The 16,571-nt window shown below is 63.4% G+C and carries 15 protein-coding genes, 1 tRNA gene and 2 pseudogenes; 5 read left to right on the forward strand and 13 right to left on the reverse strand.

Annotated features, from left to right (window positions below; all coding sequences use genetic code 11):
- Positions 1-55: 55 nt before the first annotated feature.
- The 5 genes and pseudogenes from CCOS191_RS20440 (at position 56) to CCOS191_RS20455 (ending at position 7,021) form a co-directional block, all read left to right on the forward strand.
- Complete coding sequence (locus CCOS191_RS20440) at positions 56-1,390, forward strand: APC family permease (RefSeq protein ID WP_046856755.1); 1,335 nt, start codon at positions 56-58, stop codon at positions 1,388-1,390.
- Between the two features lie 275 nt (positions 1,391-1,665).
- Positions 1,666-2,715, forward strand: a pseudogene (locus CCOS191_RS28800) (PDC sensor domain-containing protein); the annotation flags it as partial.
- 348 nt (positions 2,716-3,063) lie between these two features.
- Positions 3,064-3,573, forward strand: a pseudogene (locus CCOS191_RS28805) (methyl-accepting chemotaxis protein); the annotation flags it as partial.
- A 554-nt stretch (positions 3,574-4,127) separates the two neighbouring features.
- The gene (locus tag CCOS191_RS20450) at positions 4,128-5,681 is read left to right on the forward strand and encodes an amino acid permease (RefSeq protein ID WP_046856757.1); all 1,554 of its coding nucleotides are present in this window, start codon (positions 4,128-4,130) and stop codon (positions 5,679-5,681) included.
- A 53-nt stretch (positions 5,682-5,734) separates the two neighbouring features.
- Complete coding sequence (locus tag CCOS191_RS20455) at positions 5,735-7,021, forward strand: NAD(P)/FAD-dependent oxidoreductase (protein WP_046856758.1); 1,287 nt, start codon at positions 5,735-5,737, stop codon at positions 7,019-7,021.
- A gap of 71 nt (positions 7,022-7,092) precedes the next feature.
- On the opposite strand, the gene CCOS191_RS20460 is transcribed toward CCOS191_RS20455, so the two are convergent.
- The 13 genes from CCOS191_RS20460 to ruvC all read right to left on the reverse strand — a co-directional run bounded on the left by CCOS191_RS20460 (position 7,093) and on the right by ruvC (position 16,502).
- Positions 7,093-7,168: transfer RNA gene (locus CCOS191_RS20460), tRNA-Lys, on the reverse strand.
- A gap of 62 nt (positions 7,169-7,230) precedes the next feature.
- Positions 7,231-7,905, reverse strand: a complete 675-nt coding sequence (gene queC, locus CCOS191_RS20465) for a 7-cyano-7-deazaguanine synthase QueC (RefSeq protein WP_046856759.1) — start codon at positions 7,903-7,905, stop codon at positions 7,231-7,233.
- Positions 7,906-7,915: 10 nt separating this feature from the next.
- The gene (gene queE, locus CCOS191_RS20470; protein ID WP_046857888.1) at positions 7,916-8,563 is read right to left on the reverse strand and encodes a 7-carboxy-7-deazaguanine synthase QueE; all 648 of its coding nucleotides are present in this window, start codon (positions 8,561-8,563) and stop codon (positions 7,916-7,918) included.
- Positions 8,564-8,723: 160 nt separating this feature from the next.
- Positions 8,724-9,533: a tol-pal system protein YbgF gene (ybgF, locus tag CCOS191_RS20475; protein WP_046856760.1), complete on the reverse strand. Its 810-nt coding sequence runs from the start codon at positions 9,531-9,533 to the stop codon at positions 8,724-8,726.
- A 6-nt stretch (positions 9,534-9,539) separates the two neighbouring features.
- Entirely contained in the window at positions 9,540-10,037 is a 498-nt protein-coding gene (gene pal, locus CCOS191_RS20480) for a peptidoglycan-associated lipoprotein Pal (RefSeq protein WP_008090230.1), read from the reverse strand.
- A 54-nt stretch (positions 10,038-10,091) separates the two neighbouring features.
- Positions 10,092-11,342 (reverse strand): Tol-Pal system beta propeller repeat protein TolB, encoded by a 1,251-nt coding sequence (gene tolB / locus CCOS191_RS20485; protein ID WP_046856761.1) that lies wholly within the window; start codon positions 11,340-11,342, stop codon positions 10,092-10,094.
- Between the two features lie 47 nt (positions 11,343-11,389).
- A complete protein-coding gene (gene tolA, locus CCOS191_RS20490; protein WP_046856762.1) occupies positions 11,390-12,466 on the reverse strand; it encodes a cell envelope integrity protein TolA in 1,077 nt (358 codons plus the stop codon).
- Complete coding sequence (gene tolR / locus CCOS191_RS20495) at positions 12,466-12,918, reverse strand: protein TolR (protein ID WP_046856763.1); 453 nt, start codon at positions 12,916-12,918, stop codon at positions 12,466-12,468. Before tolR ends, tolA begins: the two co-directional genes overlap by 1 nt.
- A gap of 14 nt (positions 12,919-12,932) precedes the next feature.
- The gene (gene tolQ / locus CCOS191_RS20500) at positions 12,933-13,628 is read right to left on the reverse strand and encodes a protein TolQ (protein WP_023628695.1); all 696 of its coding nucleotides are present in this window, start codon (positions 13,626-13,628) and stop codon (positions 12,933-12,935) included.
- A gap of 2 nt (positions 13,629-13,630) precedes the next feature.
- Positions 13,631-14,083, reverse strand: coding sequence for a tol-pal system-associated acyl-CoA thioesterase (ybgC, locus tag CCOS191_RS20505; RefSeq protein WP_023628696.1), 453 nt, complete (start codon positions 14,081-14,083; stop codon positions 13,631-13,633).
- Positions 14,084-14,208: 125 nt separating this feature from the next.
- On the reverse strand, positions 14,209-15,255 hold the full coding sequence (gene ruvB, locus CCOS191_RS20510) for a Holliday junction branch migration DNA helicase RuvB (protein WP_023628697.1): 1,047 nt from the start codon (positions 15,253-15,255) through the stop codon (positions 14,209-14,211).
- Positions 15,252-15,869, reverse strand: coding sequence for a Holliday junction branch migration protein RuvA (ruvA, locus tag CCOS191_RS20515; protein ID WP_046856764.1), 618 nt, complete (start codon positions 15,867-15,869; stop codon positions 15,252-15,254). Before ruvA ends, ruvB begins: the two co-directional genes overlap by 4 nt.
- A gap of 108 nt (positions 15,870-15,977) precedes the next feature.
- The gene (gene ruvC / locus CCOS191_RS20520) at positions 15,978-16,502 is read right to left on the reverse strand and encodes a crossover junction endodeoxyribonuclease RuvC (protein ID WP_023628699.1); all 525 of its coding nucleotides are present in this window, start codon (positions 16,500-16,502) and stop codon (positions 15,978-15,980) included.
- Positions 16,503-16,571 lie beyond the last annotated feature (69 nt).

Below are 16,571 nucleotides of genomic sequence, written 5' to 3' on the forward strand. Positions count from 1 at the left end.
CCCATCCGCACGTCCTTGCCGCACACCTCCGGCCGCCCGCCAGAGGAGGCACCCCATGCAGCCTGACGCCCAGTTCCGCAAGTCCCTGCGTCTCTGGCATGTGGTGATCATCGGCCTGGCCTACCTCACCCCGATGACCGTGTTCGACACTTTCGGCATCGTCTCCGGCATCACCGCCGGGCATGTGCCCAGCGCCTACATCCTGGCCCTGGCCGGCATCCTGTTCACCGCCGTGAGCTACGGCACCCTGGTGCGGCGCTTCCCGCAGTCGGGTTCGGCGTACACCTACACCCAGCGCGCCATCAACCCGCACGTGGGCTTCCTGGTCGGCTGGTCGTCGCTGCTGGACTACCTGCTGCTGCCCATGGTCAATGCGCTGCTGGCCAAGCTCTACCTGTCGGCAATGTTCCCCGAAGTGCCGGCCTGGGTGTGGGTGGTCGGCTTCGTCACCCTGATCAGCCTGATCAACATGCGCAGCATCAACCTGGTGGCGCACTTCAACCTGCTGTTCGTCGCCGTGCAGGTGGCGATCATCTCGGTGTTCATCTACCTCTGCTGGCGCGGCCTGGACCATGGCGAAGGCCTGGGCACGGCCTGGAGCCTGGTACCGTTCGCCGACGACCAGACCCAGTTCGCCGCCCTGGCCGCCGGCGCGACCATCCTGTGCTTCTCGTTCCTGGGCTTCGATGCGGTGACCTGCCTGTCGGAAGAAACCCGCGACCCAGGCAAGACCATCCCGCGGGCGATCTTCCTCACGGCACTGATCGGCGGCGTGGTGTTCATCGGCGTTTCCTACTTCATCCAGGCCTACTTCCCGACCATGCAACGCTTCCACGACCAGGAAGCAGCCCTGCCGGAAATCGCCCTGTACGTCGGCGGCAAGCTGTTCCAATCGGTGTTCATCGCCTGCACCGTGATCAACACCATCGCCTCGGGCCTGGCATCGCAGACCAGCGTGTCGCGCCTGCTGTACGTGATGGGTCGCGACAACGTGATCCCGGCCGGGGTGTTCGCCCGCCTGCACCCACGCTACAAGACCCCGGTGCTGAACATTGCGGTGGTCGGCCTGATTTCGCTGTCGGCGATCTTCTTCGACCTGGTCACCGCCACCTCTGTGATCAACTTCGGCGCGCTGGTGGCGTTCAGCTTCGTCAACCTCTCGGTGATCAACCACTGCTATATCCGTGAGAAACAGAACAAGGGCCTGACGAACAACCTCAAGTATCTGGTGGCGCCGACGATAGGCTTCTGCATCATCGTCTCGCTGTGGCTGGACCTGAACGAACACTCCTTGCTGTTCGGCGGTGTCTGGGCCCTGCTTGGCGTGCTCTACCTGGCCTGGCTGACCAAGGCCTTCAGGGATGCGCCACCGAACTGCATCGCCGAATGACCCCATCGACGCCCGCCTGACCGCGGGCGTTGTGTTTGCCCGAGAAGGAAAAGCCCATGTCGCAGCGCCGTCTCTCCATCCAGTGGAAGATCACCCTGCTCGCCGGCCTGTGCCTGCTGGCCATCGTCGCCCTGCTGGTGGCCACCTCGCTCACCCAGGCCCGGCGCAGCGCCGAGCAGGTGTTCCAGGCCAACACCGAACTGCTCGACCACAGTGCCCGCCTGCGCCTGCAGGCCCACGGCGAAACCCAGGCCTTGCGCATCCAGCGCTACTTCATGGACGCCTACCAGTACGGCAACGGTTTCGCCCGCCTGGTGCAGGCGCTCAAGGCCCGCGGCGGCGCCGACCTGCGCGCTGAACTCAGCCGCGAAGCCCGCGCCGCGCTGGCCGGCAATGCCGACCTGATTGGCCTGTACCTGGTGTTCCAGCCCAACGCCCTGGACCAGCAGGACGCGCGCTTCGTCGGCCAGGCCGACAATGGCAGCAACGACAGCGGGCGTTTCTCGCTGTACTGGTCGCAGCCCGGCACTGGCAGCCTCGAAGTGGAGGCCATGCCCGAGTCGATGCTTGCCGACACCAGCATCGGCGCCAACGGTTCGCCCTACAACCGCTGGCTGACCTGCCCGCTGGAAACCGCCAAGGCCTGCGTGCTCGACCCGTACTTCGACGAGGTCAACGGCCACCAGGTACTGATGACCAGCATCGCCATGCCACTGCTGGAAAACGGCAAGGTGGTGGGCGTGGTCGGCCTGGACATCGGCCTGGACAACCTGCAGCAACTGAGCCTGGCCGGCCGCCAGGAACTGTTCGACGGCCAGGGCCAGGTCAGCATCGTCAGCCCCGCGGGCCTGCTCGCCGGCCACAGCCAGGATGCCGGCCAGCTGAGCAAGACCGTGCAACAGGCCTTCGGCGCCAGCGCGGCAGCCCTGGCCGCACCATTGCGGGCCGGCCAGGCCGTCGAGCGCCTGGACCAAGGCACCATGCGTATTTCCCGACCCTTTGCGCCAATTCCCGGCGCAGCACCGTGGCAGGTGCTGCTCGAACTGCCCGAGCAGGTACTGCAAGCGCCCGCCGTCACCCTCAACCAACGCCTGGACAGCCAGAACCAGCAGGCCAACCTCGTCAGCCTGCTGATCGGCCTGGGCGCCGCCGTGCTGGGGCTGCTGCTGGTGTGGCTGACCGCCCGCGGCGTGACCCGGCCGATCCTGGCCGTGGCCGCCCGTCTGAAGGACATCGCCAGCGGCGAAGGCGACCTGACCCGGCGCCTGGACTACGCCCGCGACGACGAACTGGGCCAGCTCACCGGTTGGTTCAACCGCTTCCTCGACAAGCTGCAACCAGTGATCGCCCAGCTCAAGGGTTCACTGCAGGAAGCCCGCGGCACTGCCGACCAGTCGGCGCTGATCGCCCGCCAGACCAGCGACGGCATGCAGCAACAGCACCGCGAGATTGAACAGGTTGCCACGGCGGCAAACGAAATGAGCGCCACGGCCCATGACGTTGCCCACAACGCCGCACAGGCTGCCCAGGCCGCACGCGGTGCCGACCAGGCAACCCGCGATGGCCTGGCGCGGGTGGGCGCCACCCGGGAAGCGATCGCCCAGCTTGCCGGCGGCATGGATGCGGCCATGGATGAAGCCCGCGCCCTGGAAAGCCGTGGCGAACAGATCGGCTCGGTACTTGAAGTGATCCGCGCCATCGCCGAGCAGACCAACCTGCTGGCCCTCAACGCCGCCATCGAAGCGGCCCGCGCCGGCGAAGCCGGGCGGGGCTTTGCGGTGGTCGCCGACGAAGTACGCAACCTGGCGCAGCGCACCCAGGTGTCGGTCGAGGAGATCCGCCAGGTCATCGAAGGGTTGCAGCAAGGCACCCAGGACGTGGTCGAGGCAATGCAGGCCGGTCAGCGCCAGGCCCAGGACAGTGCCGCGCAAATGGAACAGACCTTGCCGGCGCTGCAGCGTATCGGCGAGGCGGTGACGGTGATCACCGACATGAACCTGCAGATCGCCTCGGCCGCCGAGGAACAGAGCGCAGTGGCCGAAGAGGTGAACCGCAACGTGGCGGGCATCCGCGACGTTACCGAATCGCTGTCGGGCCAGGCCGACGAGTCGGCGCATATCAGCCAGGCACTGAACCGGCTGGCCAACCAGCAGCAGGCACTGATGGCGCAGTTCCGGGTTTGAGTCCACCCCCGGATGAAACAGCAACAGCGGACTGCCAGCAGCAGCACGGTCCGCCGTGAAAAAGGCTGACAGCTCACGACAACGCTGCCCCTCCAGCAACCCTTCCGCTTGAAGGGATACGACCCTCCCAAACCGATATCTGGCCACGTCAGGTATCGGTTTTTTGTTGCATCAATGATGAATAAATTTCCGCCATATTGTTTCGTACATTTTAAGGAAAATACAAAACGACCATTTCCCACTTCACAATGACGTCGATGCATATCAGCAAATATGGGCAATCCAGATGAATGCGTGCAAATATCAACGTTGTCACATGATCAAAACGACGAAATCACGCATTCCAAAACGGAATGAAGTAACAACTAATTGTCGTTTGTTGCGAACACCTTTCAACGCCAATACTGATTTCAATCAATGCAATCGCGACCGCCGCAGCACTGGAGAAGCTGCTGGCCGACCGGCGCCCATCCGCGCCCGTCACCTGCAACAGGAAGTGGTCAGATCACAACAAGAACAACAACTCACCCGAATGCAGATCAAATAGGTTGCCCATGACCCATTCGAACAACAACGGAAGTTTGACTGCCGCAGCCCCGCCTTCCGGACACCTCAAGCGCACCCTCACCAGCCGCCACCTGAACATGATCGCCATCGGCGGCTCAATCGGCACCGGCCTGTTCGTCTCCTCCGGCGCCACCATCGCCCAGTCCGGCCCCGGCGGCGCATTGTTGGCCTTCGCGGTGATCGGCCTGATGGTCTACTTCCTGATGACCAGCCTCGGCGAAATGGCTGCATGCATGCCGGTCAGCGGCTCGTTCTCCACCTATGCCTCGCGCTACGTGGAAGAAAGCTTCGGCTTCGCCCTGGGCTGGAACTACTGGTACTCCTGGGCCGTGACCATCGCCGTGGACCTGGTGGCCGTGCAGATCATCATGCTCTATTGGTTCCCGGACACCCCCGGGGTGATCTGGAGCGCGGCCTTCCTGGTGCTGCTGTTCGCCCTCAATGTCGCCTCGGTGCGCTTCTTCGGCGAGGCGGAGTTCTGGTTCGCCCTGATCAAGGTCATCACCATCATCATCTTCATCGCCGTGGGCGTGCTGATGCTGCTGGGCATCCTCGAAGGCGGCCAGGACGGTGGCGCCCACCTCTGGCAGATCGGCGACGCGCCCATTGCCGGCGGCCTGCCGGCGCTGATCGGCGTGGCGATGATCGTCGGTTTCTCGTTCCAGGGCACCGAGTTCGTGGGCATCGCCGCTGGCGAAACGGCAAACCCGGGACGCAACATTCCCAAGGCCGTGCGCCAGATCTTCTGGCGCATCCTGCTGTTCTACGTACTCACCATTGTCGTGATCGGCCTGCTGATTCCCTACACCGACCCGCGCCTGCTCAAGGACGGCCTGTCGGACGTCACCATCAGCCCGTTCACCCTGATCTTCACCAAGGCTGACATGCTCGCCGCGGCCGCCGTGATGAACGCGGTGATCCTGACCTCGGTGCTGTCCGCCGGCAACTCGGGCATGTATGCCTCGTCGCGCATGCTCTACAGCCTGGCGCTGGAGCGCAAGGCGCCGGCCATCTTCGCCCGGGTGACCCGCAGTGGCACGCCGGTCTGGGCGCTGCTGGCCACCGCTGCGGTCGCGGGCCTGTGCCTGCTGAGCTTCCTGTTCAGCCCCGGCAAGCTCTACCTGTGGCTGCTGAACACCTCCGGCATGCTCGGTTTCATTGCCTGGCTAGGCATCGCCATCAGCCATTACCGCTTCCGCCGCGGCTACCTGCTCAATGGCAATGACCTGGCGAAACTGCCGTATGTGTCGAAATACTTCCCGTTCGGCCCGCTGTTCGCCTTCGGCCTGTGCATGGTGGTGATGCTCGGGCAGAACTACCAGGCGTTCATCGGTGGGCAGATCGACTGGATCGGCGCCTTCGCCACCTACGTCGGCCTGGTGCTGTTCGTGGTGGTCTGGTTCGGCCACAAGCTGGTCACAGGCTCCAAGGTGGTGCGCTACAGGGAAATGGACTTCTCCAGTATCGAGATTCGCAAAGCCGAATGCAGCAAGGCAGAGCCCGCCGGCGATGCGCTCGCGGCCAGCCAGCAACCCGCCTGAACATTCCATTGGCGGACCCGCCCCGGTCCGCCCATCATTGCTCCGGGACCCTGATGAACAGCACCTTCGACTCCTACTACGAAGCCACCGCCAGCAGAACCTTCTACCCTGCCCAGAGTGGGCGCACCGATACCCGCGTCTGCATCCTCGGTGGCGGCCTGGCCGGCCTGTCGACCGCGATAGGGCTTGCCGAGCGCGGAGTGACCGATGTGACGATCCTCGAATCACAACGTGTCGGCCATGGTGCCTCGGGGCGCAACGGCGGCTTCGTCTTCGGCGGCTACAGCCTCGGCAACGCCGAACTGTTGTCGACCCTGGGCGCCAACGAGGCACGCAAGCTGTATCGACTGACACTCGACGCCGTCGATCTGATCCGCGAGCGCACCCGCCGCTACGCCATCGATTGCGACCTGGTCGACCAGGGCGTGATCCTCGCCAACTGGTTCAACGACCCGTCGCGCCTGGAAAAACCGCGCCAGCTCATGAAGCAGGCCTATGGCGTCGACTGGGAATACATCGCCCCCGGCGAACTGAAGGAACAGCTCAGGACCGAGCGCTATTACGGCGGGTTGCTGGAGCGCAACGCATTCCACTTCCACCCGCTCAAGTATGTCTGCGGCATTGCCCAGGCAGCCGCACAGGCCGGGGTGACGATCTACGAACAGTCGCCGGTGACCAGTATCGAGAAGAAGGCTGACGGCTACATCGTGCGCACCGGCCAGGGCGAAGTCCATGCCGAGCAGGTGGTGTTCAGCGCAGGGGGCTATGCCCGCGGCGTCTACGCCCCGATCGAGCGCGCCGTGCTGCCGATTGCCACCTACGTGGTGACCACCGCGCCACTGGGCGCACGCCTGCAGGACGCCATCGACTGCCAGTCGGCCATCTACGACACACGCTTCGCCTTCGATTACTACCGCCCGCTGAAAGACACCCGGGTCCTCTGGGGCGGACGCATCTCCATTCTCGATCGCGGGCCGCAAGCCATCGCCAAGCTGCTCAAGGCCGATCTGGTGAGCGTCTATCCGCAACTCGAGGACGTGGAGCTGGAATACTCCTGGGGCGGCCTGATGAGCTATGGACGCCACCAGATGGCGCAGATCGGCCAGGACGACAACGGCATCTGGCACGCGGTCGGTTTCGGCGGTCACGGCATGGCCCCGACCACGGTGGCCGGCGAAGTCCTTGCGGACGCCATCGCCCACCGCCTGCCGATCCCGAGTGGTTTCAGTCGGTTCGGCCTCGATCGCACCTTCGGCCTGGCCGGCCTGGTGGCTGCGCAGGCCACCTACACCGCCTACCAGGCACGCGATGCCTTGGATGCACGACGGCTGAATCGTTGAGAGTGGGCCAGGCCACTTTTCGACAGGCATGAAAAAGCCCGCCATGAAGGCGGGCTCTTTCGTACTGCATATGGTGGGTCGTGTAGGATTCGAACCTACGACCAATTGGTTAAAAGCCAACTGCTCTACCAACTGAGCTAACGACCCGTTGGATGGCGCGTATATTACTGATTTCTCAGAAGAATTCAACACCCCATCGCAAATTTTTTTCAAAAATACCGAGTGGGGTCCTCTACACCGGCGGCCTTGAAGCCATCAGCGCGCAGGCGGCAGCTGTCGCATTTGCCACAGGCACGCCCGGCATCATCGGCCTGGTAGCAGGAAACGGTCAGGCTGTAGTCCACGCCACGGGCGATCCCCACCTGGACGATCTGTGCCTTGCTCAGGTTCTGCAGCGGCGCCTGGATACGGAAGCCCTGCCCTTCCACGCCGGCCTTGGTAGCCAGGTTGGCCATGCGCTCGAAGGCCTCGACGAATTCCGGGCGGCAGTCAGGGTAGCCGGAGTAATCCACGGCGTTGACACCAATGAAGATGTCACGGGCTTCGAGCACCTCCGCCCAGCCCAGCGCCAGGGACAGGAACACGGTGTTGCGAGCCGGCACGTAGGTGACCGGAATCCCCTCGCTCGGCGCCTCGGGCACATCGATGCTGCTGTCGGTCAGGGCCGAGCCACCGATGCCATCGAGGTTCAGGCCGATCACCTTGTGCTCGACCACGCCCAGGTCACGGGCCACCCGCGCCGCGGCGTTGAGCTCGGCGCGATGGCGCTGGCCGTAGTCGAAGCTCATGGTGTAGCACTGGTAGCCGTCGGCCTTGGCCATGGCTACCACGGTGGCCGAATCCAGGCCACCGGACAACAGGATTACCGCGCGTTTGTCAGTCATGTCTTTCTCCTCAACGTCCGGGTTCGTCGTTCCACAGCAGCTTGTGCAGCTGCAGCTGGAAGCGTACGGGCAGGTTGTCGGCGACGATCCAGTCGGCCAGATCGGTGGCGCTCACCTGATGGTGGCTGGGCGAAAACAGCACTTCACTGGCGCGCTCGGCCAGGTTGTACTGGATCAGCTTGGAAACCGCCCAATCGTAGTCCTCGCGGGAACAGATGACGAACTTGACCTGGTCGTTGCCGGTCAGCAGCTCGATATTCTCGTAGCGATTGCGGTGAGACTCCTCGGAGCCTGGGGTCTTGAGGTCGACCACGCGGCTGACCCGGGTGTCGACGCCACTGATGTCGAGAGCGCCACTGGTTTCCAGCGACACGTCGTAACCGGCATCGCACAGGCGTTGCAGCAGAGGCAGCGCGTTGGGCTGGGCCAGAGGCTCGCCACCAGTCACGCAGACGTAGCGCGGCTTGAAGCCGGCCACCTGCTCAACAATGGAGTCGAGGGTGCGGATAGTGCCGCCACTGAAGGCATAGGCACTGTCGCAGTACTGGCAGCGCAGGGGGCAACCGGTCAGGCGCACGAAAACCGTGGGCAGCCCGGCCGTTCGCGTTTCACCCTGCAACGAGTAAAACACTTCGGTGATGCGTAATGTGTCTTGCATGATCGCCACGGGCGTGACAGCTGAACAGGCTGTCCGCCTCCGTCAGGCACTGTCGCGGACTCGACAAAGCGTTATCCGCAGCAGCGTGTTTACGAAAAAAGGGCCGTGATTCTAACGAAAAAACCCGCGACAAGCGCGGGTTTCTTCTTCAACGGGTCGTTCAGAGCTTTTGCAGGTCGCGTTGCGCCAGTTGCGCGGCGGAAGTGCCGGGGTACTGGGTGATGACCTGCTGCAGGATACCCTTGACCTTGTCGGTGTGGCCCATGCGGCGCTCGACGTCGGCCAGCTTGTACAGCGAATCCGGCACCTTGCTGTGTTTCGGGTACTTCTGGCCGACCTCGGCGAATGCCTGGCTGGCACCCTGCAGGTCGCCCTTGGCCAGGTTGACCTCGCCGAGCCAGTACTGGGCATTGCCGGCGTACTGGCTGTTGGGGTACTTGCGCAGGAAGGCGTTGAAGGCCTGGCTGGCCTTGTCGAAGTCCTTCTGCTTGATCAGGTCGAAAGCGGCGTCGTAATACAGCTTCTCTTTCGCCGGATCGCCCGGCTCGCTGCTCGCGGCCGGTGGCTGCGCGGCATTGGCGCCGGCGGCCGCACCCGTGGCTGCGTTGTTCGCGCCACCGGTGGAAGAATTGTCTGGAGTCGCGGCAGGCGCGGCACCGCTGCTGATGCGGCGGTCGAGATCCTGGTAGCGCTCGAGGTTTTCCTGCTTCATGCGCGACACATCGTTCTGCAGCTCTTCGATGATGCCTTGCTGGCGGGAAATCTGGTCCTGCATCTGCTGCAGCTGCATGAACAGCTGGCCATTTGCAGAAGCAGGGGCCGAAGCCCCTGCTCCGGCATAGGCGCCGCTCGTGCCATAACCCGCGGGTGGATAGCCACCCGCGTTGTCATCTACTACGGGAACCGCAGCCCACGCCGAAAGGGGCAGGCTGAGTGCGAGGACGGTTACAGCACGACGGCACATACGCATAGGAACTTACTTACGCAGTTCTACGCGACGGTTCTGAGCCCAGGACTGCTCGTCGTTGCCGGTGGCAACTGGACGCTCTTCGCCGTAGGAAACCAGTTCCAGCTGAGCAGGGGAAACGCCCTGCAGAACCAGGTAGCGCTGAACGGCCTTGGCACGACGCTCACCCAGAGCCATGTTGTACTCGCGGGTGCCGCGCTCGTCGGTGTTGCCTTCCAGGACAACGCGGTTGCCGTTGGACTTCAGGTCCTTGGCGTGAACGTCCAGAGCGCGCATGGCTTCTGGCTTCAGGTCCGAGCTGTCGTATTCGAAGTAGAAGGTGGTGATTGCGCGCAGGGCGGCTTCTTCGCTCAGGGAACCGTCAACAGCGCCAGTGTTGGCACCGTAGCCAGCGTTCGGATCAACAGCGCCTTCACCAGCGTTGTCGCCGCCTTTCGAGGAGCAACCTACAGCTACAGCCATGGCCAGAGCCAGCGCAGCGAATTTACCAAACTTCAGCATTTCCATCGTGAAACTCCTAATGAAACCCCAGTGTGTTAAGCAAAACGTGTTACGCCGCAATCAGTTCAGGTAAGGGGACCAGGACGGTTCTCTGACTTCGCCTTGAGCGGTAGGAAGTGGGAGCCTCACGCGGCCGTTAAGCGACACGAGCATCAAGACTCCCCGGCCCTGCTGGCGGGTGGCGTAGATTAGCATGGTGCCGTTTGGCGCAACAGTGGGAGACTCATCAAGACTGGTCTCGGAGAGAATCTTTACACTTCCACGTTGCAGGTCCTGCGCGGCCACCTTGAAGTTGGTGAAACCCTGCTGGCGATGGATCATCACCAGGGTCTTTTCATCCGCCGACAGTTTCGGGTTGGCGTTGTAGTTGCCCACGAACGTCACGCGCTCGGCACCACCGCCACCGACCGACTGTTTGTAGATCTGCGGCTTGCCGCCACGGTCGGAGGTGAAGTACAGGGTGTTGCCATCCTTGCCCCAGAACGGCTCGGTATTGATACCGGGGCCGGCGGTGACACGGGTGATCTGGCGCGAGGCCACGTTCATCACATAGATGTCCGGGTTGCCGTCTTTCGACAGCACGAACGCCAGGCGCGAACCGTCAGGCGACCAGGCAGGCGCGCCGTTCAGGCCTTCGAAGTTGGTGATCTGCTCGCGGCGACCGGTATCGATGTGCTGGATGAAGATGCGCGGGCGCTTCTGCTCGAACGAGACATAGGCGATACGCTTGCCATCCGGCGCGAAACGCGGCGACAGGATCGGTTCACGCGACTGCAGCAGGGTCACCGCACGGGCACCGTCGTAGTCCGAACGCTGCAGGGTGTAACGGGTGTTGTTGGTCGAGAAGCGCTCGGCGGTCACGTACAGCATGCGGGTGGAGAACGCACCCTTGATGCCGGTGAGCTTCTCGAACGACTGGTCGGCGATGTAGTGGGACATGTCGCGCAGTTGGTCGACGCCGCCGGCCACGCTGCCGGTCAACACCTGCTGCTCGGTGGCGACGTTGAACAGGGCGTACTGCACCTGCAGGCGACCACCGGCCGGCACGATGCTGCCGACCATGACGTACTGGGCGCCCAGCGCTTTCCAGTCACGGAAGATCACTTCGCTGGCCTGGCTTGGCTGGCTGATCATGTTCTGCCGCGGGATCGGCGCGTAGTAGCCGGAGTTGCGCAGGTCGTTGCCGATGATATCGGCCATGTCTTCCGGCAGCACGCTGCCGCCCTGGACACCGAACGGCACTACCGCAATGGGAGTTGCCCGGTCGCTACCGCTGGTGACCAGGATGTTCTTTTCCTCTGCCATCGCCATGCCTGCCACGCAGCAGAGCAAGACCAGGAGTCCTCTCAGACGTTTAATCACAACGCTAGATCCTCAGGTGTAAATGTCATCTTGAATGAACGATACGGATTGAACTCGTTCGGCTTCAAGCCCTGCATTTCGGTCAACCGACCAATGTTCTTCACCGCGGCCACGGCCGAGCTGTCGAACGGACCGTCGCCACTGGACTTGGCCACACTCACGTTGGTGAGGGTGCCGTCCGGCAGCATGTTGATCTGCAGAACTACCGTCATGCCCTTGCGCGCGGATGGCGGACGCGCCCAACCTTCGGCCGCGCGCATGCGGATCAGGTCGTCGAAGTCGCCGGCCACCTGGTCACCCTGCTCGTCGGCCAGCGCCTGCTGCCGTTCGGTGGTGTCGGACAACAGCTCGGCGAGTGCCTGGGCCTTCTTGTCTTCCGCCGCCTTGCGGGCCGCTTCCTGTGCCTTTTTCTTCTGGGCGTCTGCCGCGGCCTTTTTCTTGGCCTCTTCAGCTGCCTTCTTCTTCGCATCCTCGGCCGCCGCTTTCTTCTTGGCGTCCTCGGCTGCTTTTTTCTTCGCGTCTTCGGCGGCTTTCTTCTTCGCCTCTTCCGCGGCCTGTTTCTTGGCTTCTTCCTCGGCCTTCTTCTTGGCCTCGTCCTCAGCCTTCTTCTTGGCGATGTCGGCCTGCTGCTTCTCGGCGGCCTTTTTCGCTTCCTCGGCTTTCTTGGCCTCGGCGGCTTTCTTCTGCTCGGCGGCCTTGGCGGCGTCTTCGGCTTTCTTCGCCTCGGCGGCTTCGCGAGCCTCCTCGGCCTTTTGAGCGGCGTCGGCTTTCTTTTGTTCCGCGGCCTTCACGGCCTCTTGCTCGACCTTCTTCTGCTCCAGCTGTTCGACCTCGGTCTGGCGCGAGGCGGTTTTCTTCGCCTCCCCGGCAATCTTCTGATTGGTCTGGGTGGTCGCCTGGCTCTTGGACTTGAGCTGGTACAGCGTGGCCTGGACGATAGGCTTGGAGGGCGGCAGCTCGGGCGTCATGGCGAAGCTGACGAACAGCATGCCGAACACCAGCACGTGCAGCGCAATGGCCCAGACACTGGGCCAGAAGTAGCTTTCCGAGGCGGATGGCTCTCGCTGTTGCATCAGGGCGCCTCGGTAATCAGGCCAACGTTACCGACACCGGCCTTCTGCAACCCGCCCATGGCGCCCATCACCGCACCGTAGTCGACAGCCTTGTCACCACGGATGAAGACCTGGGTCTGCTTGCCCTGGTCACGACCGGCGGCGATGATCTTGGTCACCGCGCTGGTCATGTCCGGCAAGGTCATGGCCTTGTCCATCTGCTTGTCGGTGTCGACTTCGCTGCCGAGGTTCCAATAGTAGGTCTTGTCGGCCTTGATCGAGATGGTCAGGACCTGGACGTTGTTGTCCTGCGGCAGGGCTTCGCTGGAAACCTTGGGCAGGTCCACCTTCACGCCCTGGTTGAGCATCGGGGCGGTCACCATGAAGATAACCAGTAGCACCAGCATCACGTCGATGTAGGGCACCACGTTCATCTCGGCGACCGGCTTGCGTTTGTGGCGAACTCGGGCCATGGGTTTCTACCTGATCACTCTTCGCTGGTGTGTACTTTGCGGTGCAGGATCGCCTGGAACTCGTCGGCGAACGTGTAGTAGCGCCCGATCAGCACTTCACTGCGCGCGGCAAAACGGTTGTAGGCGATAACCGCCGGGATCGCGGCGAACAGGCCGATCGCAGTGGCGATCAGGGCCTCGGCAATACCCGGGGCCACGGTGGCCAGGGTGGCCTGCTGGGCGCTGGCCAGGCCGCGGAAGGAGTTCATGATGCCCCACACGGTACCGAACAGACCGATGTACGGGCTGGTGGAACCGACGGTGGCCAGGAACGGCAGGCTCTGCTCGAGCTTTTCTTCCTCGCGGGAGATGGCCACGCGCATGGCACGCCCTACCCCTTCCATGACCGCGTCCGGGTCGACACCTGGTTGCTGGCGCAGGCGCGAGAATTCCTTGAAGCCGGCACGGAAGACCTGCTCGACACCCGAGTCCGGGTCAGGGTTGCTGCCCGCCTGGCGGTACAGCTTGGACAGGTCGATGCCCGACCAGAAGCGCTCTTCGAAAGCGTCCAGTGCACGACGACCGGCGCGCAGCATGGTGCTGCGCTGGAAGATCATGATCCAAGAGGTCACCGAGGCTGCCACGAGGGTCAGCATTACCAGCTGAACCACGACACTGGCATTGGCGACCAGGCTCCACATGGAGGTATGGTCGACGACGTTTGCTTCCACGCTTATTCTCCTGCGTTCGATTGAGTACCCGTGCCGTCCGCCAGGAAGGCGTCGCGCAGTTCTGGGGGAATGGCCCGGGGTTTGAAAGTGTCGGCGCGCACGGCAGCCACCAGGAACTGCCCCTCGCAGAGCAGCACTTCATCCTTTGCTCGCCACACCTGCTGCACGAAGCGCAGGCTGGCACGATTCAATTCAAGTACTTGCGCGGTTACCCGCAACTCGTCGTCCAGGCGGGCCGGCGCGTGATAGCGCGCCTCGCTGGAATGGACCACGAACAACAAATTGTCCTGCGCCAGCTGGGCCTGGGAGAACCCCAGGTGACGCAGCCGCTCGGTGCGTGCGCGCTCCATGAATTTGAGGTAGTTGACGTAATACACCACGCCACCGGCGTCGGTATCCTCGTAATAGACGCGACAGCGGTGTGCGAACGGTTCCAGCCCATTTTGCGCGCGCATACTCTAGTGCTTACTCCTGTGCTTGCCAATCCGCTGCGGCAACTGTTTTTGCATCGATAATGTCGTATTGCCAGCGAGCCCAGGGCATGCCAGCGGTAGGACCACGAAAATGCCGATTCGATCTGTCATTCGTCGTCTTGCGCGGCATATTCCCCGCCCTCGCAAAAACGCCCGGGAATGTTCAGGCCGAAATGCAGGTAGGCGTGCCGGGTGACCACACGGCCCCGGGGGGTACGCATGATATAGCCCTGCTGGATGAGATAGGGCTCGAGCACGTCCTCGATGGTGTGGCGCTCCTCGCCGATCGCCGCGGCAATATTGTCGAGCCCCACCGGACCACCGTCGAACTTCTCGATCATGGTCAGCAGCAGACGCCGGTCGGAGTGATCGAAGCCACGCTCGTCGACATCCAGCAGGTTCAGCGCCATGTCCGCGACCGCCTTGGTGATCTCGCCCTTGCCGCGCACTTCGGCAAAGTCGCGCACCCGCCGCAGCAGGCGATTGGCGATCCGCGGGGTGCCACGCGCCCGGCGGGCGATCTCGAATGCGCCCTTGTCGTCCATGGGCAAGCCGAGGATGCCGGCCGAACGGCTGACGATGGTCGCCAGGTCCCTGTCGCTGTAGAACTCCAGGCGCTGGACAATACCGAAGCGGTCACGCAGCGGGTTGGTCAGCATGCCGGCGCGGGTGGTGGCGCCGACCAGGGTGAACGGCGGCAGGTCGAGCTTGATCGAGCGCGCGGCCGGGCCCTCGCCGATCATGATGTCCAGCTGGAAATCTTCCATCGCGGGATAGAGCACTTCCTCGACCACCGGCGACAAACGGTGGATCTCGTCGATGAACAGCACGTCATGCGGCTCGAGATTGGTCAGCATCGCCGCCAGGTCACCGGGCCGTTCGAGAATCGGGCCGGACGTGCTCTTGACCGACACGCCCATCTCGTGGGCGATGATGTTGGCCAACGTGGTCTTGCCCAGGCCCGGCGGACCGAAGATCAGGGTGTGATCAAGCGACTCGCTGCGCCCGCGCGCGGCCTGGATGAACAGCGACATCTGCTCGCGCACCACCGGCTGGCCGATGTACTCGTCCAGGCTCAGCGGGCGGATCGCACGATCCTGGACCTCTTCGCGGTCGCGTCCGGAGGCGGCGATCAGGCGGTCGGTCTCGATCACTTGGTAATCATCCCTTTGAGGCTGCGACGGATCAGTTCCTCACTGCTGAGGTTGGCCTTGCCCTCGATGGCGGCAATCGCCTTGCTGGCTTCCTGCGGCTTGTAGCCCAGCGACACCAGGGCGCTGACCGCGTCGGCCTCGGCGTTGGAGACACTGGCCACCGGCACCGGCCCGTCGGACACCAGGGCGAACATGGCCGGCGAGGTTTCCCAGGCCTTGAAGCGATCCTTGAGCTCGACCAGCAGGCGCTCGGCAGTCTTCTTGCCGACACCGGGCACACGCACCAGAGCGGAGGCATCCTGGGCCTGGACGCAACGCACCAGCTCATCGGCCTCGAGCCCCGACATCAGCGCCAGCGCCAGTTTCGGGCCAACGCCATTGAGGCGGATCAACTCACGGAACAGCTCGCGCTCACGTTTTTCGAAGAAGCCGTACAGCAGATGGGCGTCTTCACGCACCACCAGATGAGTGTGCAGGGTGACGGTCTCGCCCAGCTTGGGCAGACGGTACAGCGTGGTCATCGGCACTTCGAGCTCATAGCCCAGGCCGTTGACGTCGATAATCAGGTGCGGCGGCTGTTTTTCCGCCAGGGTGCCACGCAAACGTCCAATCACGTTCCGATCCTTCCTCTCGGGCGCCGGTCGAAAACCGGTCCACCCTATCAGCAAATGCGCCGGGAGAGTGCTTCACCCGGACAAAATGTGTATCACCGCATGAAGCGGTTACAGACGCAAGCGTCCGCCACGGCGCCGGGCTGTCGCCAACCCGTGGGGGATGAGGCTGGAGCGGGTATGGGCATGGCACAAGGCGATGGCCAGGGCGTCGGAGGCGTCGATCTGCGGCTTCTGGGTCAGCTTGAGCAGGTGCATGACCATCATCATCACCTGTTCCTTGTTGGCGCCGCCGGTGCCGGCCACGGCCTGCTTGACCTGGCTGGCGGTGTATTCGGCGATCTCAAGGCCCGCCTCGGCGGCGGCGACGATGGCTGCCCCCCGGGCCTGGCCAAGCTTGAGCGCCGAATCGGCGTTGCGCGCCATGAACACCCGCTCGATGCCCATGGTCACCGGCTCATGTTGGCGGATGATCTCGCTGACACCGCGAAAGACGATCTGCAGACGCTCGTGCAGCTCACCGCCGCCAGTGCGTATACAGCCCGACGCCACGTACTCGCAGCCACGGGCAGTCTGGCGGACCACGCCAAAACCGGTGATGCGCGAGCCGGGGTCGATACCAAGAATGAGAGTCATAGCGCCTACAAAGGTGTGCGAATTTGCCGGCCTTATCGCGGGACAAGCCCGCCCCCACAAAGACTACAC

The sequence above is a fragment of the Pseudomonas sp. CCOS 191 genome (assembly GCF_001007005.1).
GTDB lineage: Bacteria > Pseudomonadota > Gammaproteobacteria > Pseudomonadales > Pseudomonadaceae > Aquipseudomonas > Aquipseudomonas soli.

What these genes read in the sequence shown, in the direction of transcription:
- ruvC (WP_023628699.1), bottom strand. Translation starts at nt 16,502, where the DNA reads ATGACTCTCATTCTTGGTATCGACCCCGGCTCGCGCATCACCGGTTTT.
- ybgF (WP_046856760.1), bottom strand. Translation starts at nt 9,533, where the DNA reads ATGCGTATGTGCCGTCGTGCTGTAACCGTCCTCGCACTCAGCCTGCCC.
- tolR (WP_046856763.1), bottom strand. Translation starts at nt 12,918, where the DNA reads ATGGCCCGAGTTCGCCACAAACGCAAGCCGGTCGCCGAGATGAACGTG.
- CCOS191_RS20450 (WP_046856757.1), top strand. Translation starts at nt 4,128, where the DNA reads ATGACCCATTCGAACAACAACGGAAGTTTGACTGCCGCAGCCCCGCCT.
- CCOS191_RS20455 (WP_046856758.1), top strand. Translation starts at nt 5,735, where the DNA reads ATGAACAGCACCTTCGACTCCTACTACGAAGCCACCGCCAGCAGAACC.
- CCOS191_RS20440 (WP_046856755.1), top strand. Translation starts at nt 56, where the DNA reads ATGCAGCCTGACGCCCAGTTCCGCAAGTCCCTGCGTCTCTGGCATGTG.
- queE (WP_046857888.1), bottom strand. Translation starts at nt 8,563, where the DNA reads ATGCAAGACACATTACGCATCACCGAAGTGTTTTACTCGTTGCAGGGT.
- tolA (WP_046856762.1), bottom strand. Translation starts at nt 12,466, where the DNA reads ATGCAACAGCGAGAGCCATCCGCCTCGGAAAGCTACTTCTGGCCCAGT.
- queC (WP_046856759.1), bottom strand. Translation starts at nt 7,905, where the DNA reads ATGACTGACAAACGCGCGGTAATCCTGTTGTCCGGTGGCCTGGATTCG.
- tolB (WP_046856761.1), bottom strand. Translation starts at nt 11,342, where the DNA reads ATGGCGATGGCAGAGGAAAAGAACATCCTGGTCACCAGCGGTAGCGAC.
- ybgC (WP_023628696.1), bottom strand. Translation starts at nt 14,083, where the DNA reads ATGCGCGCGCAAAATGGGCTGGAACCGTTCGCACACCGCTGTCGCGTC.
- pal (WP_008090230.1), bottom strand. Translation starts at nt 10,037, where the DNA reads ATGGAAATGCTGAAGTTTGGTAAATTCGCTGCGCTGGCTCTGGCCATG.